At 68.1% G+C, this 15,375-nt stretch carries 14 protein-coding genes and 2 pseudogenes; 9 read left to right on the top strand and 7 right to left on the bottom strand.

Going from position 1 to position 15,375, the window contains the following annotated elements; translation table 11 throughout:
• The first annotated feature begins 105 nt into the window (after positions 1-105).
• The 4 genes from BJF85_RS07045 to BJF85_RS07030 all read left to right on the top strand — a co-directional run bounded on the left by BJF85_RS07045 (position 106) and on the right by BJF85_RS07030 (position 3,441).
• Positions 106-681 (top strand): OsmC family protein, encoded by a 576-nt coding sequence (locus tag BJF85_RS07045; protein WP_075846247.1) that lies wholly within the window; start codon positions 106-108, stop codon positions 679-681.
• Positions 682-802: 121 nt separating this feature from the next.
• The gene (locus tag BJF85_RS07040; protein ID WP_075846246.1) at positions 803-1,750 is read left to right on the top strand and encodes a MetQ/NlpA family ABC transporter substrate-binding protein; all 948 of its coding nucleotides are present in this window, start codon (positions 803-805) and stop codon (positions 1,748-1,750) included.
• A complete protein-coding gene (locus BJF85_RS07035) occupies positions 1,751-2,779 on the top strand; it encodes a methionine ABC transporter ATP-binding protein (RefSeq protein WP_075846245.1) in 1,029 nt (342 codons plus the stop codon).
• Positions 2,779-3,441 (top strand): methionine ABC transporter permease, encoded by a 663-nt coding sequence (locus BJF85_RS07030; RefSeq protein WP_075846244.1) that lies wholly within the window; start codon positions 2,779-2,781, stop codon positions 3,439-3,441. The genes BJF85_RS07035 and BJF85_RS07030 overlap by 1 nt, the downstream gene beginning before the upstream one ends.
• Before the next feature lie 50 nt (positions 3,442-3,491).
• On the opposite strand, the gene BJF85_RS07025 is transcribed toward BJF85_RS07030, so the two are convergent.
• The 3 genes from BJF85_RS07025 to BJF85_RS07020 all read right to left on the bottom strand — a co-directional run bounded on the left by BJF85_RS07025 (position 3,492) and on the right by BJF85_RS07020 (position 5,587).
• Entirely contained in the window at positions 3,492-4,628 is a 1,137-nt protein-coding gene (locus BJF85_RS07025; protein WP_083666038.1) for a YeiH family protein, read from the bottom strand.
• A complete protein-coding gene (locus BJF85_RS28395; RefSeq protein WP_187346873.1) occupies positions 4,628-4,771 on the bottom strand; it encodes a hypothetical protein in 144 nt (47 codons plus the stop codon). Before BJF85_RS28395 ends, BJF85_RS07025 begins: the two co-directional genes overlap by 1 nt.
• Before the next feature lie 204 nt (positions 4,772-4,975).
• Positions 4,976-5,587 carry a DsbA family protein gene (locus BJF85_RS07020; protein ID WP_075846243.1) on the bottom strand — a complete coding sequence of 204 codons (612 nt, stop codon included), beginning with the start codon at positions 5,585-5,587 and terminating at the stop codon, positions 4,976-4,978.
• Positions 5,588-5,728: 141 nt separating this feature from the next.
• Between BJF85_RS07020 and pepN the strand changes: the two are divergent.
• Positions 5,729-8,289, top strand: a pseudogene (gene pepN / locus BJF85_RS07015) (aminopeptidase N).
• A 93-nt stretch (positions 8,290-8,382) separates the two neighbouring features.
• On the opposite strand, the gene BJF85_RS07010 reads toward pepN, so the two are convergent.
• Complete coding sequence (locus BJF85_RS07010) at positions 8,383-8,865, bottom strand: DUF5130 family protein (RefSeq protein WP_075846242.1); 483 nt, start codon at positions 8,863-8,865, stop codon at positions 8,383-8,385.
• A gap of 613 nt (positions 8,866-9,478) precedes the next feature.
• On the opposite strand from BJF85_RS07010, the pseudogene BJF85_RS31215 reads away from it, so the two are divergent.
• Positions 9,479-9,789: pseudogene (locus tag BJF85_RS31215) on the top strand (hypothetical protein).
• 119 nt (positions 9,790-9,908) lie between these two features.
• Here BJF85_RS31215 and BJF85_RS06995 read toward each other — a convergent pair.
• Entirely contained in the window at positions 9,909-10,640 is a 732-nt protein-coding gene (locus BJF85_RS06995) for an HNH endonuclease (protein WP_255375454.1), read from the bottom strand.
• A 190-nt stretch (positions 10,641-10,830) separates the two neighbouring features.
• Between BJF85_RS06995 and BJF85_RS06990 the strand changes: the two genes are divergently transcribed.
• Together BJF85_RS06990 and BJF85_RS06985 are read left to right on the top strand one after the other, a co-directional pair.
• The gene (locus BJF85_RS06990) at positions 10,831-11,811 is read left to right on the top strand and encodes a mechanosensitive ion channel family protein (protein WP_075846240.1); all 981 of its coding nucleotides are present in this window, start codon (positions 10,831-10,833) and stop codon (positions 11,809-11,811) included.
• A gap of 30 nt (positions 11,812-11,841) precedes the next feature.
• A complete protein-coding gene (locus BJF85_RS06985; RefSeq protein WP_075846320.1) occupies positions 11,842-12,249 on the top strand; it encodes a globin in 408 nt (135 codons plus the stop codon).
• 99 nt (positions 12,250-12,348) lie between these two features.
• On the opposite strand, the gene BJF85_RS06980 is transcribed toward BJF85_RS06985, so the two are convergent.
• Complete coding sequence (locus tag BJF85_RS06980; RefSeq protein ID WP_075846239.1) at positions 12,349-13,743, bottom strand: LVIVD repeat-containing protein; 1,395 nt, start codon at positions 13,741-13,743, stop codon at positions 12,349-12,351.
• Between the two features lie 174 nt (positions 13,744-13,917).
• On the opposite strand from BJF85_RS06980, the gene BJF85_RS06975 reads away from it, so the two are divergent.
• Complete coding sequence (locus BJF85_RS06975) at positions 13,918-14,604, top strand: DUF305 domain-containing protein (RefSeq protein WP_075846238.1); 687 nt, start codon at positions 13,918-13,920, stop codon at positions 14,602-14,604.
• 12 nt (positions 14,605-14,616) lie between these two features.
• On the opposite strand, the gene BJF85_RS06970 is transcribed toward BJF85_RS06975, so the two are convergent.
• Positions 14,617-15,351 carry a Clp protease N-terminal domain-containing protein gene (locus tag BJF85_RS06970; RefSeq protein ID WP_075846237.1) on the bottom strand — a complete coding sequence of 245 codons (735 nt, stop codon included), beginning with the start codon at positions 15,349-15,351 and terminating at the stop codon, positions 14,617-14,619.
• Positions 15,352-15,375: the final 24 nt, after the last annotated feature.

The raw sequence follows: 15,375 nt of genomic DNA, 5'->3' as shown, positions 1-15,375 counted from the left end.
GACCCATGCCATCTCATGCCGCACTATGAGATGACATCTCACGATGCGGCGCGCCGAGTTACGGTCGCCGCACAACACTCACGACACCGACGGAGGCGGATTCGGATGACCACCACGCAGAGCCCCAGCAACACCGACAGTGTGGACAACGGCGTCAACGTGCCGGCGCTGCTCGAGGCGCGCGAAACCCTCAAGGGCGTCCCGGAGGCGGCGCAGTTCACCTGGCGCTCGACGACCCGCTGGAAGAACGGCGTGCACACGACGTCCACGGTCAAGGACTTCGCGGGCCTCGGCGCCGAGCAGTCCCACAAGAGCGAGTCGACGTTCACCGCCGATCACCCCGAGGTCTTCGCGGCGGAGGACAACGGCATCACCCCGATCGAGTACCTGCTCGTCGGCCTGGGCAGCTGCCTGACCGCGGGCGTCGCGTCGGTGGCTCAGAACCGCGGCATCCAGCTGCGTTCGGTGGAGGCCACCCTCGAGGGCGCCCATGACATCCGCGGCATCCTCGGCGCCGACAGCGACGTGCGGAACGGCTACAACGGCATCGCGGTGACGTTCCGGATCGACGCGGACGCCTCCACCGAGGACATCGAGGCGCTCGTCGCCCAGTCGCAGAAGCGCTCGGCCGTGTTCGACGCGCTGACCAACCCGACCGACGTGACCGTCCAGGTCGCCTGACCCCGAGACAGGGCCGCACAGTGCCCTGGACCACATCAATCCTATAGTGTGAAACGGTTTCCCGCTGCCACGCAGAGTGACCTAGATTGATGGCAGTTTTGCGTGCAGCGAGGAGACCCCTATGACTGACCAATCTGACCAGCCCGAGCAGATCCCGCAGGTCGAGCCGCCGAAATCGCGGCGGACGCCGATCGTCATCGCGATCGCGGCCGTCGTCGTGATCGCGGCCGTCGTGGGCATCTACTCCGTCACGGGCAGCGACGACGCGGCCGCCGACCGCACCACGGTCACGCTCGGTACCGTCGGCGCCAGCGACCCGTTCTGGAACACCTACGTCGAGGAAGCCGCGAAGGAAGGCATCGACCTCGAGATCCGCGACTTCGCCGACTACGCCCAGCCGAACCCCGCGCTGGCCGAGGGCGAGATCGACATCAACCAGTTCCAGCACCTCGTCTACCTCGCCGAGCACAACGTCGCCTCCGGCGACGACCTCGCCCCGATCGGGGCGACGGCCACCTACCCGCTCGGCCTGTACTCGTCGAAGGTCGACTCGGTCGACGACATCGCCGAGGGCGACACCGTCGTCGTGCCCGACGACGACTCGAACCAGGCGCGCGGTCTGCTCGTGCTGCAGGCGGCCGGGCTGATCACGCTCGAGGGTGGCGGCGATGCCTTCTCCACCATCGCCGACATCGACGAATCGGCCTCCAAGGTCAACGTGCGCGCCATCAAGGCCGACCTCACGCCGACCTCGCTGCCCGACGTGGCGGCGGCGATCATCAACAACGACTTCGTCGAGAAGGCCGGCCTGCGGTTCGAGGACGCCATCGCCAAGGACGACCCCGCCGACCCGAAGGCCCTGCCCTACGTCAACATCTTCGCCGTCCGCGCCGAGGACCGCGACAACCCGACGTACCGCAAGCTCGTGGAGATCTTCCAGAACTCGCAGGCCGTCAAGGACGGCGTGCAGGAGGTCAACGGCGGCACCGCGCAGTTCGAGCAGACCCCCGTCGAGACGCTGCAGAAGTCCCTCGACGACACCGAGGCCGATGCGAGGGCCGCGCGGTAAATGGCTCTGATCGAGTTCCGCGACGTCCGCAAGGAATTCCCCGCGGCGTCCAGGAAGGAACGACCCGTGCTCGCCCTCGACGATGTCACGCTCGACATCGCCGAGGGCGAGATCACCGGTGTCATCGGCTATTCCGGTGCGGGCAAGTCCACATTGGTGCGCCTGATCAACGCGCTCGAACAACCGACGTCAGGCACGGTGACGGTGGACGGCACGCTGCTGACCGGACAACGTGATCGCGCGCTGCGTGCGGTGCGCACGAACATCGGGATGATCTTCCAGCAGTTCAACCTGTTCCGCTCCCGCACGGTGTGGGGCAACATCGCCTACCCGTTGCAGGTGGCCAAGGTGCCGAAGTCCGAGCATCAGCGGCGGATCTCCGAACTGCTGCACTTCGTCGGCCTCACCGACAAGGCGCACGCGTATCCGTCCGCACTGTCCGGTGGGCAGAAGCAGCGGGTCGGGATCGCGCGGGCGCTGGCCACGTCGCCGAAGGTCCTGCTCGCCGACGAGTCGACGAGCGCGCTCGACCCCGAGACCACCGACGAGATGCTGGCGCTGCTGCAGCGGATCAACGCCGAACTGGGCGTGACGATCGTGGTGATCACCCACGAGATGGCCGTGGTGAAGGCCATCGCCGACTCGGTGGTGGTCATGGACAGCGGCCGCGTCGTCGAACACGGCCGCGTGCTCGACGTGTTCGCCCGGCCGCAGCAGCCGGTGACGCAACGGTTCGTCCGGTCGGCCGTACACGGCGCGCCGACCGACGAGCAGCTGGCGCAGTTGCGGTCCGAACACGGCGGCCGCATCGCGCGGCTGGCGTTGCGTGATCCGCAGGTCGGTCAGGCCGACGTGTTCGCGGACCTCGCGGCGCGCGGCGTGCGGTTCGAGGTGGTCCACGGCGGCGTCGACGAGGTCGCAGGCAGCACGTTCGGCAACCTCACGCTGTCGCTGCGCGGCAGCGACGCCGACATCGACGCCGCGATCGCGGCGCACTCGGCGTTGACCGACGCGAGCGGAGGGCGCTGATGGACACGCAACTCGGCGAGCTGTGGCCGCTGCTGTGGCAGGCCGTGGGAGAGACGCTCTACATCGTCGGCGTGACGATCGTGCTGGGCGGCGCACTGGGCCTGGCGCTCGGCATGGCGTTGTACGTGACGCGCCGCGGCGGCCTGTACGAGAACCGGCCCGTGTTCTTCGTGCTGAACCTGCTGGTGAACTTCTTCCGGCCGATCCCGTTCGTCATCTTCATCGCGGCGGTGCAGCCCGCGGCGCGCGTCGTGGTGGGCACCGGCATCGGGACCCCGGCGATCATCTTCGCGTTGACCCTGGCCGCGATGTTCGGCATCAGCCGCATCGTCGAGCAGAACCTCGTGACGGTCGACCCGGGGGTCATCGAGGCCGCACGTGCCACCGGCGCGAGCCGGTTGCGGATCATCGGCACCATCCTCATCCCCGAGGCGCTGGGACCGCTGATCCTGGGCTATGCCTTCGCGTTCGTCGCCATCGTCGACTTCTCGGCACAGGCCGGGCTGATCGGCGCAGGCGGTCTGGGCACGTTCGCCCAGCAGTACGGCTACCGCCAGTTCGACACGGTCGTCACCTGGACCGCGGTGATCATCATCGTGATCCTGGTGCAGCTCGTGCAGTTCCTCGGCAACTACGCATCCCGCCGGGCCCTGCGCCGCTGACACCGGCTTCGCTCCGGCCGGCGCTGTCGACGCCGGCCGGAGCGCACCGGTCACTGCACCGAGACGGTCGCGAACAGCAGGCTCGCGGTGCCGAGTGCGACGACCACGTTCACCACCGTGGCCGCGCCGAACACCCCGATCGGACGCCAGCCGGCCTCCTTCAACGACGCCGCGCGGAACTCCAGTCCGATACTGACGAACGCCAGGATCAGGAACCACGTCCGCAGATCGTTGACCACGTCGATCACCGGCTCACCGGCCTGCTCGCCGACGGCACCCAGGTAGATCGTGGCGATGATCGACGCGGCGATGAAGCCGAGCACGAACTTCGGGAAACGCTGCCACAGCTGACGTGCCGTCGGGCGCGCCGAACCGGGCTTGCGCTCGATCCGCAGCGCGAAGAACGCCGCCAACGCCACCGCGACCAGACCGATCAACGCGTTCTGCGTGGTCTTGACGATCGCCGCGATCTGCAGCGCCTCCTCGCCCACCAACGCACCGGCCGCCGTCACCGCCGCCGTGGTGTCGATGTTGCCGCCGATCCACGCGCCGGCGACCTCCGGCGTCAACCCGAACGCGCTCGCCAACGCGGGCATGATGAAGATCGACGGCAACGCGAACAGGATCACCAGGCTCGCGGTGTAGGCCAGCTGCTCCTTCTTCGCCTGGACCGCACCCGCCGCCGCGATCGCCGCGCTCACACCGCAGATCGCCGCGGCCGACGCCAACAGGGCCCGCAACTTGTCCCCGAGGCCGACCTTCCCGCCGAGCCACCAGGTGAACGCGAACACGACCGTGATCAGGATGATCGCCTGCCCGATCGCCGGCCCCGCCGCCGTGACGATCACCGACAGGTTCACCGACGCACCGAGCAACACCAGGCCGGTCTTGATGAAGAACTCCGTGCGGAACGCCGGCGCCAACCGCGCACGCACCCCCGTCACCGTCAACACCAGGTTCCCGAGCAGGCCCAGGATGATCGCGTACACCGGGAACTCGATGCTGTCGCCGAGGTTCGCCAGCCCCGTGCCCTCGGTCCACTCCGGGACCGCGCTCTCGAGATACCGGGTCAGCCCCGCCAGCCCCAGGACCACCGCGAGGCCACCGACAACCCACCACGCCGACCCCGCAGGCTCGGCAGCCTCCTCGTCGGCTTCGTGTGCCGTCTCCTGCTCGCCGCCGCTCATCAGGGCACCAGTCCCTGCGGGATGACGCCGGCCAGCACCAGTAGCAACAGCGTCAGGCCGACGATCGTGGCCAGCCAGTCCTCGTTCAGATGGATGCGGTTCGCGCGGCCGACCTCGCCGCGGTCGGATTCGGATGGGGACATCGCAGCTCCCTGACGTGGGCCAACGCCGACACCGGCCGAACGCGAGGTGTCGGACATATCGGACCCCGCCGAGGCTACTGCGCCACCCGAATGAGTGGAACTCCTTTCCACATTATGAGTAGCACGCGGTCAGGAAGAAGCTCCCGAGGGCATAGTCGCGTTCAACGCGACTATGGGGCCCTCGGGAGCACCGAGTGGGACGGGTCAGTCGAAGTTGAGGTCGCCGGTTCGGGTGCGCTTCAGCTCGAAGAAGTCGGGGTAGCTGGCCATGGCCACGGCGCCGTCGAACATGCGCACCGCGTCCTCGCCGCGCGGGATCGACGAGAGCACCGGCCCGAAGAACGCGACGCCGTTGACGTGCAGTGTCGGGGTGCCGACGTCCATGCCGACGGGGTCCATGCCCTCGTGGTGGCTCTTCTTCAGCGCCTCGTCGTACTCGGTGGACGTGGCGGCCTCGATCAGGTTCGCGGGCGCGTCGATCTCCGCGAGCGCCTCCTTCAGCACGACGTCGACGTCCCGGTTGCCCTGCTTGTGATAGCGCGTGCCGAACGCGGTGTAGTAGTCGCGCAGCACCTGCTCGCCCTGCTGCTGGGCCAAAGCGACGGCCACGCGCACCGGGCCCCACGCCCGCTGCATCAGCTCGACGTACTCCTCGGGAAGGTCGCGACCGGAGTTCAGCACGGCGAGGCTCATCACGCGGAAGTTCAGGTCGATGTTCCGCTGCTGTTCCACCTCGAGGATCCACCGCGAGGAGATCCAGGCGAACGGGCACATCGGGTCGAAGTAGAAGTCGACGCGGGTACGGGACTCGGTCATGGCACACGGCTCCTCACTCGGGACTACATCCCGGCCAACATCACCCGCGGATCCGTTGTTCCCCGTCACACCGGCCCCGGCGCGCATGATTGGATCGGGAAATCGTCCGATGTCCACCCACGACCGAAGACCGAGGTGTCCGTGCCCGCCCCCAACCTGACGCGTGACGCAGCGACGCAACGCGCCGCGCTGCTCGACGTCCAGTCCTACGACATCGTCCTCGACCTGACCGACGGCCACGGCCGTCCCGGCGAGAAGACGTTCGATTCGCAGGCGACGATCACCTTCTCCGCCGCGGAGGCCGGCGCGGAGTCCTGGGTGGACATCGTCGCCGACGGCGTGCGTTCGGCGACGCTGAACGGCACGACGCTGGACGTCGAGGGCTACGTCGAGGACGACGGGCTCACGCTGCCGGACCTGCGCGAGACCAACGAGCTCGTCGTCGAGGCCGACTGCAGCTACATGAACACCGGCGAGGGCCTGCACCGCTTCGTCGACCCGGTGGACGAGGCGGTGTACCTCTACACCCAGTTCGAGACGGCCGACGCCAAGCGCATGTTCGCCTGCTTCGACCAGCCCGACCTCAAGGCGACCTACCGCCTCACGGTGATCGCGCCGAAGGACTGGAAGGTCGTGTCCAACGCACTGGTCGAGTCGGAGACCGAGACGCCGGAGGGCGCGGTCCGCACCGTGTTCGCCGAGTCGGAACGCATCTCGACCTACCTGGTGGCGCTCGTGGCCGGCCCGTACGCCGAGTGGCGCGACGAGTACCGGGACGAGCACCGCACCATTCCCCTCGGCATCTACTGCCGCAGCTCGCTGGCGGAGTACATGGACGCCGACCGCCTGTTCACCGAGACCAAGCAGGGCTTCGGTTTCTTCCACCGCAGTTTCGGCGTCGCCTACCCGTTCTCGAAGTACGACCAACTGTTCGTGCCCGAGTTCAACGCCGGCGCGATGGAGAACGCGGGCGCGGTGACGTTCCGCGAGGACTACGTGTTCCGCAGCCGCGTCACCCGCTACTCCTACGAGCGCCGTGCCGAGACGCTGCTGCACGAGATGGCGCACATGTGGTTCGGCGACCTGGTCACGATGCGCTGGTGGGACGACCTGTGGCTGAACGAGTCGTTCGCGACGTTCGCCAGCGTGCTCGCCCAGGCCGAGGCCACCGAGTACACGGGCGCGTGGACGAGCTTCGCCAACATCGAGAAGTCGTGGGCCTACCGGCAGGACCAGCTGCCCTCGACCCATCCGATCGCCGCCGACATGGTGGACCTGCAGGCCGTCGAGGTGAACTTCGACGGCATCACCTACGCCAAGGGCGCGAGCGTGCTCAAGCAGCTCGTGGCCTACGTCGGTCAGGACAACTTCCTGTCCGGCCTGAAGGTGTACTTCGACCGGCACGCGTGGGGCAACGCGACGCTGGCCGACCTTCTGGCCGCGCTCGAGGAGGCCTCCGGACGCGACCTGTCGTGGTGGAGCGCCCAGTGGCTCGAGACCACGGGCCTGAACTCGCTGCGCCCGTCGTTCGAGACCGACGCCGACGGCGCGTTCACGTCGTTCGCGATCGTGCAGGGCGGCGCGAAGCCCGGCGCCGGTGAGCTGCGCACGCACCGCACCGCCGTCGGCATCTACGACGACGTCGACGGCAAGCTGGTCCGCATCCAGCGCGTCGAGCTGGACGTCGACGGCGAGCGCACCGACGTGCCCGAGCTCGTCGGCGCGAGCCGCGGCAAGCTCGTGCTCGTCAACGACGACGACCTCACCTACTGCACGATGCGCCTCGACCCCGACTCGCTCGTGACGCTGATCGACCGGATCGGCGACATCACCGACCCGCTCCCCCGCACACTGTGCTGGTCGGCGGCGTGGGAGATGACGCGCGAGGCCGAGTTGAAGGCCCGCGACTTCGTCACCCTGGTGCTGCGCGGGATCGGCGCCGAGACCGAGGTCGGCGTGGTGCAGCGATTGTTGATGCAGGCGCAGACGGCCCTGAACTCCTACGCCCAGCCGACGTGGGCCCAGGAGCAGGGCTGGGCGGCGTTCACCACGCGCATCCTCGAGCTGGCGCGCGAGGCCGAGGCCGGTTCGGACCACCAGCTGGCGTTCGCCAACGCGCTCACCGGATCGATGCTCGACGACGCGACGCTCGACGTGCTGGCCGGCTGGTTCGACGGATCGGCGCCGTTGGACGGTCTCGTCGTCGACACGGACCTGCGGTGGCGGCTCCTGCACGCCCTCGTGGCCCACGGCCGGGCCGGCGAGGCGGAGATCGCCGCCGAGCAGGAACGCGACGACACGGCCGCGGGCCGCCGGCACGCCGAACGTGCCCGCGCGCTGCGCCCGACCGCCGAGGCGAAGGCCGAGGCGTGGCAACGCGCCGTCCACGACGACGAACTGCCGAACGCGGTCAACGAGGCCATCATCACCGGCTTCGCGCACCCCGCGCAGAAGCATCTGCTGGGCGGTTACGTGGAGGAGTACTTCGCGATGCTCGACGAGATGTGGTCGCGAGTTCCAGCGAGCGCGCCCAGCCGACCGTCGTCGGCCTGTTCCCGTCGCACGCGGTGACGCGCGAGTGCGTGGCCGCCGCCGACGCCTGGCTGGAGGGCGAGCACTCCCCCGCGCTGTACCGACTCGTGTCCGAGGGCCGGGCGGGCGTCGTGCGCGCGCTGGCAGCCCGCGAGTTCGACGAGAGCTGACCCGCAAGCGACCGCGAAACGCAGCGCCCCCGGCACCGATGCGGTGCCGGGGGCGCTGTGCTTGGTGCGGACTGTGGTTCGAGGTGGGAGCTCTCAGACCGTCGTGCCGGCCTGGTCGGCCAACATGCGCAGACCGCTGACGAGACCGCCGACGAGGTCGCCCTCCTTGAACGAGGCCGACATGCTCATCACGGCGAGCTTCGCGGTACGGTCGGGGACGCGCTGGGTCGTCTTCGCGCCCGTCACGATCTCCACGACCCGCTGGCCGGGCGACACGGCGATCACGATCGCGTCGTCACCGGAGTCACCGAGCTTGTCGTGCAGCTGCTCGGCACCGGCGCGGCTGTCCTCGCCGAGCGGGCCGAGGTAGATGCTGAACTCGATGCCGGTGTCACGGGTCGCGAGCGCCAGGGCCTCGTCGAGGCGACTGAGCTGCTTGGTCGTGAATGGACCGTTCGGAGCAGTGGGCTCGTACATCTCCGCGCTCGAGATGCGTCCACTTCCCGTAACGACCGAACCGACCGGCAGGTCGGCGGGGTCGACGGGTTCATAGCGGGTCGCTTCACCAGTTGCCACGGGCACCTCCTCGCTCCGTCGAAGGTCGGCCGGATCCACCGGCGCTGACCGGGTTGGCACTCCACCACGTAGGAGGGTGGTCCCACTCCTGTCCCGGGCGATACCGTGGCCGACCTGCGAACGGGGAACGCATGGTCGCCAGGACAAAGACGGCACAGATAGCGAACGGGATACCCACGTAGACCAGGGTCGTCTCGAGGATGCTCACGGCCGCAGGGTATCTGACCTGCCCCGTCTCGGTACCACCTGGAGTCGATTTCACGACCGCTCGTCGTATTTGACCCACCGTCCGCCGCTTGACGGACGCGGGATAGCACGCCCGGCCGAAGACGTGTTCGCAGAAGGTTGCAGCTCGACGTACACCCGGCCGCACCCGGCGCCGCGCGCTTGTACCCCTTCGATCGGCCTCGTAGGTTTTTCACCTGTACGGGTTCTTGTGCCCAAGCTCTCAAACCCGCTGATTTTCCGCCGGCCACAGGAGGACCACATGCTTCACGTTCTGAGCCCCGCCGAGACGAGCAACAACGCCGCCACGTTCGACATCGCCCGCCCCGCCGAGCTCGGAACACGCGTCACGCGCGGTACTCGCGTCACCTGCGGCACCCGGGTGACCATGGGCACCCGCGTCACGCGCGGTACTCGAGTGACCCGCGGCACGCGCGTCACGATGGCACCCGCGTCACGCGCGGCACTCGGGTCACGGCCGGCACGCGCGTCACGATGGGCACGCGCGTCACCCGTGGTACCCGGGTCACGGCTCAGGCCGGCACCCGCGTGACCTCCCAGGCCGGGACTCGGGTCACGGCCGAGGCCGGCACGCGCGTCACGTGCGGCACCCGCGTCACGATGGGCACCCGGGTCACCCGCGGCACGCGCGTCACGCGCGGCACCCGCGTGACCATGGGCACCCGCGTCACCGCCTGAGCCCACCGCAACAGGAACCACCGCGCCAGGAATCACCGCGCCGGAAAATCACCGCGAACATCCCGGCCCACACGTTGCGACGTGTGAGTCGGGATGTTCGTGCGGGTATCGGAAACCGATCAGGCCGCGGGCGCTCCCAGGTACCGGTGCCACAACGGGTCGGTCTCCTTGGCGTGCGCGAGCAGCCGCCAGTGCGGACCGTGCGGCGCGCGCGGCACGGTCCGCATGCTCCAGCCGAGTTCCGACAACAGCTTGTCGGCCTTGCGGTGGTTGCACTTGGCGCAGCTGGCGACGCAGTTCTCCCACGAGTGGGGTCCACCGCGACTGCGGGGAAGCACGTGATCGATCGTCTCGGCGCGCCCTCCGCAGTAGGCGCACCGGAACCGGTCCCGGTGCATCAACCCTGCACGAGTCAGCGGAACCTGCGCGCGATAAGGTACGCGGACGTAGTTGCTCAGCCTGATCACCGACGGAACGTCGACGGTCATGGTGGCGGCATGCAGCGTGAGTCCGGACGGATCCTCGTGGACGACCTCGGCCTTGCCGCAGACGAGCAGGACGATCGCGCGCCGCAACGGCAGCGCGGTGAGCGGCTCGAAGGTCGCGTTGAGCAGGAGCACACGGCGTTTGCCCCATCCGGGGCCCGACGAACCGGAGCCGGCCTCGCGGGAACGCCACGGGCCGTGCGACCGCGTGACCCGGCCGGCCCGCGGGGGCCCGGTCGGCTGCGGTCCGCTGGGGACCGTTCCGCGGTTCACGCCGGATCCCGGCGCGCACAACATCACCTCCGACGCCTGCCCGGCCGGCTGCCGGGAATGAGCGCCGTGAGGGCTCGGTTGTCGGTCTGGCACGCGACCACCTCCACCGGTGCTGCCCTAGTCGACCACACATCGGCACCGAAACGCACGTGTGTGAACACACGTGTCGATTGCCAGTACCGTGACTGTGGAACTCGACGTGGTCAACATGCCTCACCGGCGCCCTTCCGAGGCAAGCGAAGTGGGCGGCGTCACAAACTCAGGGGAAGGACTCGTTCGCCAAGTGGACCAGTTGCTCAGCGAGCCGCCGTCCTGCATTCACGAGGGCGGGACGTGGTGCCAGCAGGTCTGGCAGATCACGCACAACGAATGGCTCGCCGGCTCCGCGAATTGGCTCATCGCCAAGCCGCTGACGATCCTGCTGATCGCCATCCTGGCCTTCGTGGTGCGCTTCGCGATCCGCAGGGTCATCGACCGCACGACGCGCGAACCCGAGGACGGTGACCCCAAGAAGACCCCGGCCCTGCTGAAGCCGCTGCGCGAGAAGGCCCCCGAACTGGTCGGACCGGCGGTCGTGGAACGGCGCAGGCAGCGGGCCAAGACGATCGGCTCGGTGCTGAAGTCGATCACCACCGTGGTCGTCTACTCGATCGCGTTCGTGCTCATCCTGGGCGAACTGGGCATCAACCTGGCGCCGATCATCGCATCGGCGGGCATCGTCGGCGTCGCCGTCGGTTTCGGTGCGCAGAACCTCGTCCGCGACTTCCTGTCCGGCATCTTCATGATGTTGGAGGACCAGTACGGCGTGGGTGACGTCGTCGACGTCGGCGAGGCGACCGGCACGGTCGAGGCGGTCGGACTGCGCATCACGACGCTACGCGACCTCAACGGCACGGTCTGGTACGTCCGCAACGGCGAGGTGCTGCGCGTCGGCAACTTCAGTCAGGGCTTCGCGGTGGGCGTCGTCGACATCCCGGTGTCCTACGACGCGGACCTGGGCCGCGCGACGGAACTGCTCAACGAGGTCGTCTCCGAGTCGGCCGAACGCGAGGACCTCGCGGCCGACATCCTCGAACCGCCGACGGTGCTCGGCGTCGAGGGCGTCACGCCCGAGGCGGTGCAGCTGCGGTTGACGGTGAAGGTGCGGCCGGGTCGGCAGTGGGCGGTGCAGCGCGCGCTGCGCGCCGACGCCATGGCCGCGTTCGAACGGGCCGGTTTCCAACCTCCGCTCAAGCGCCTGTTCCCCGGAGCCGGCAACCCCTAATCAACGGACTCGAGTCGAAAGGTGGCCGAGATGTCCCAGGTGTCCGGCGGCGATCCCGCGGGCCCGCACACGTTCTACGACGCGGTGGGCGGTGCGGAGACGTTTCGCGCCCTGGTCGCCCGGTTCTACGCGGAGGTCGCCGAGGACGAGGTCCTGCGACCGCTGTACCCGGAAGAGGATCTGGGCCCTGCCGAGGAGCGGTTGCGGCTGTTTCTCATCCAGTACTGGGGCGGTCCGCAGACCTACTCCGATCAACGCGGACATCCGCGTCTGCGGATGCGGCACGCGCCGTACAAGATCGGCCCGATCGAGCGGGACGCGTGGCTGCGCGCGATGCGGATCGCCGTCGACGAGAGCGGCATCGAGGAGCCGTACCGCACCCAGCTGTGGAACTACATGGAGATGGCTGCCCAGTCGATGATGAACAGCTGGGTCTGAACGGTCGACCGACACACGAAGGGGCGCTGTGGCACGTGACCACAGCGCCCCTTCGTTGTTGTCATCGAGTCGTCCGAGCCCGCTCCGAGGCCCTGCCCGTCAGTAGCTGGGCTGGGTCTGCGGGTTGAACTCGTCGAACTTCACGGACTTCGCCGGTGCCGTCCGTGGGTCCCTGATCTCGAGCACGTCGAGACCCTTCTGGATGTCGGCCGAGTAGATGTAGCCGTTGTAGTAGTACGCCGACCAGGATCCGCCGGTGATGTTCTCGTCCTCGGACAGCGGTCCGCGGTCGAAGAACGCGATCTCCTCGGGGTTGGCGGCGTCGGTGAAGTCGAACACCGACACCCCGCCCTGGTACCAGGCCTGGACCATGATGTCGCGGTCCTGGACCGGGATCAGTGAACCGTTGTGCGCGACGCAGTTCTCGGTGTCCGCCTGGTTCCGCGGGATCTTGTAGTAGCTCTGGAAGTCGAGCTTGCCCTCGCCGGTCAGGTCGTAGATGCCGTTGGCACCGCGGTTGGGTCCGAACGTGTCGTTGCACGTCGCGAGGCCACCGCCGCCGAGCTCGTCGGTGAAGATCACCTTCGTGGCGTCGTTGTTGAACGTCGCCGAGTGCCAGAACGCGAAGTTCTCGTTGTCCTGGACCCGTTCGGTCACCTTCGGGTCGGCCGGGTCGGACACGTCGAACAGCACGCCGTCACCCATGCAGGCGCCGGCCATGATCTTCTTCTCCGGGTAGACCGTGAGGTCGTGGCAGCCGGTGGTCTCGGACCGCTGCGTTCCGTCGGGGTTCTCCCCACCGGGGTTGCCGCCGTCGGGGAACACCACGGGCGTGGCGATGACCTTGGCGTCCTCGGGGGTGTCGATCGGCACGTCGACGATGGAGATCTTGTCGTGCGGCGGCTGACAGTTCGGCAGCTCCGGCGCGGGGCTGTAGGAGGAGACGTACAGCTTCACCGAGTCGCCGTCGGGCATCATCGTGTGCGTGTGCGAGCCGCAGTCGGTGCGCACCGCCGAGACGTACTTCGGCGCGGTCTTGTCGCTGATGTCGAAGACCTGGATGCCTTCCCAGCCGTTCGGGTCGGATCCTTCCGTGGGCTCGCTGACGCACGTGTCGTTGGTCCGCGGATAGTCGGTCGACATGAACAGCAGGTCACCGTGGACCGACACGTCGTTCTGCCCACCGGGGCAGTGCACCGTGCTGACGATCTCCGGCTTCCGCGGCTGCTTGATGTCGAAGATCGTGAAGCCGTCGTAGTTGCCGACGATCGCGTAGTTCCCGGTGAACGCGATGTCGCTGTTGTAGGCATCCTGGTTGTCGAACGGCGGCTGCTTCGGCACGTTCGCTAGGTGCTGCATGTTGTCGCTGTGGACGATCTCGCCCACGTCGGGGATCTCGTCCTGAGCGGCAGCAGCGGGGGTCACCACGCTTGCGGCCACCACCGCAGCACCTGCCGCGAGCGCGCCCAAGCGGCGCCATCGCGTCCTTCGCATCCTGGCTCCTTCTCCGTTTTCCGGCGAAGCAACCATCCTTCGCCCTACGAAAGGATGAAATCTAGATACGAAAGGATGGTTTTTTGCTAACTAGCTGCTGCATAGGGCCACTCGTGGTAGAAACCGCCGACCTGTCGATTGACGGCCGGCGTTCGAGACGGTTCCCTGGCTCGCATGACCAGGCGTGCATCCACCGTTCCCGTTGTCCTCGCAGCCGTGTGCTGCCTCTCGCTCGCTGCGTGCACCGGCAGCGGTGAGCAGGACGCCGCGTCGGCCGGTCCCGACGTGATCGTCCCCGGCGCTCCCGGCGAGGAGGCGTCGACGATGCCGGCTGCCGAGGCGGCGGGCGACGACGACCGCGAGGGTCGGGCGAGCGATGCCGACGTCGAGTACGTGCAGATGATGATTCCCCACCACGAGCAGGCGGTGGTGATGACCGACATGATCGAGGGACGGGCGCAGGACGATGCGGTGAAGCGACTCGGGAGCCGGATCGCGGCCGCCCAGGACGCCGAGATCACGTTGATGACGACGTGGCTCGAGGACTTCGGCCACGCGCCCGACGACCACGGTGATCACGGTGATCACGGCGACCATGGGGATCATGGCGGGCACGATCATGCGGACATGCCGGGGATGGCGACGCCGGAGCAGTTGCAGGAACTGCGGGAGTCCGAGGGTGCCGACTTCGATCGGTTGTTCCTCGAGCTGATGATCACGCATCACGAGGGTGCGTTGACGATGGCCGAGGATCAGTTGGCGAACGGTATCGAGCCGCGGGCGATCACGATGGCGCAGGATGTCGTGACGAGTCAGACCAGCGAGATCGGCCACATGGAGCGGATCCTCGATCGACTCTGACGCGTCCGGCCGTCAGTCGTCGGTGGCCTCAGGCAGGAGTTGTTGCAGGGCCGCGTTGACGAAGTCCTCGATGCGGGCCTTGTCGATGCCGAGGTCGCTGAGTACGCCGGTGCCGTGTTCGTTCTCGAGCAGGGCGAGCAGGATGTGTTCGGTGCCGATGTAGTTGTGGCCGAGGCGGAGTGCTTCGCGGTAGGTCAGTTCGAGTGCTTTCTTCGCGTCGGCCGAGAACGGCGGCAGTTCGGGTGCTTCGTCGCCGGCGGCGTCGGGCAGGGCGGCGGTGGCCGCCTCGCGCAGGGCGTTGTCGGTGATTCCGTGGTCGGCGAGCGCTTTGGCGGCGAGTGATTCGGGTTCGCTGAGCAGGCCGAGCACGAGGTGTTCGGTGGTGACGGTGGTGTTGCCGTGTGCGCGGGCGGCGTCGCCGGCGGCCATGACGGCGTTGCGGGCGCGTGGGGTGAACCGTGCGAAGCCTTCGTCGGGGTTCATGACGTCGTCGCCTTTGGTGACGAAGCGTTTCTGCACGGCTTGTTTGCTGACGCCCATGCTGGCGCCGATGTCGGTCCACGATGCACCCGATCGGCGGGCCTGGTCGACGAAGTGGCCGATGAGGTGGTCGGCGATCTCGCCGAGGTGTTCCCCGGCCAGGACTGCGTCGGACAGTTGTTCCAGGACGTCGCTGCGCGCGTTCTTGATCGCGTTGATCAGGTCGTCGAGCTTGATGGGGTATGCGGGCTGGCGTGTTTCGGACATGCGTCAACCATAGGTTGACCCGGT

Origin of the sequence: Saccharomonospora sp. CUA-673, assembly GCF_001942305.1 — a bacterium.
GTDB lineage: Bacteria > Actinomycetota > Actinomycetes > Mycobacteriales > Pseudonocardiaceae > Prauserella.
The sequence above is the reverse complement of the archived record's forward strand: the minus strand, read 5'-3'. Positions and strand labels throughout refer to the sequence as shown.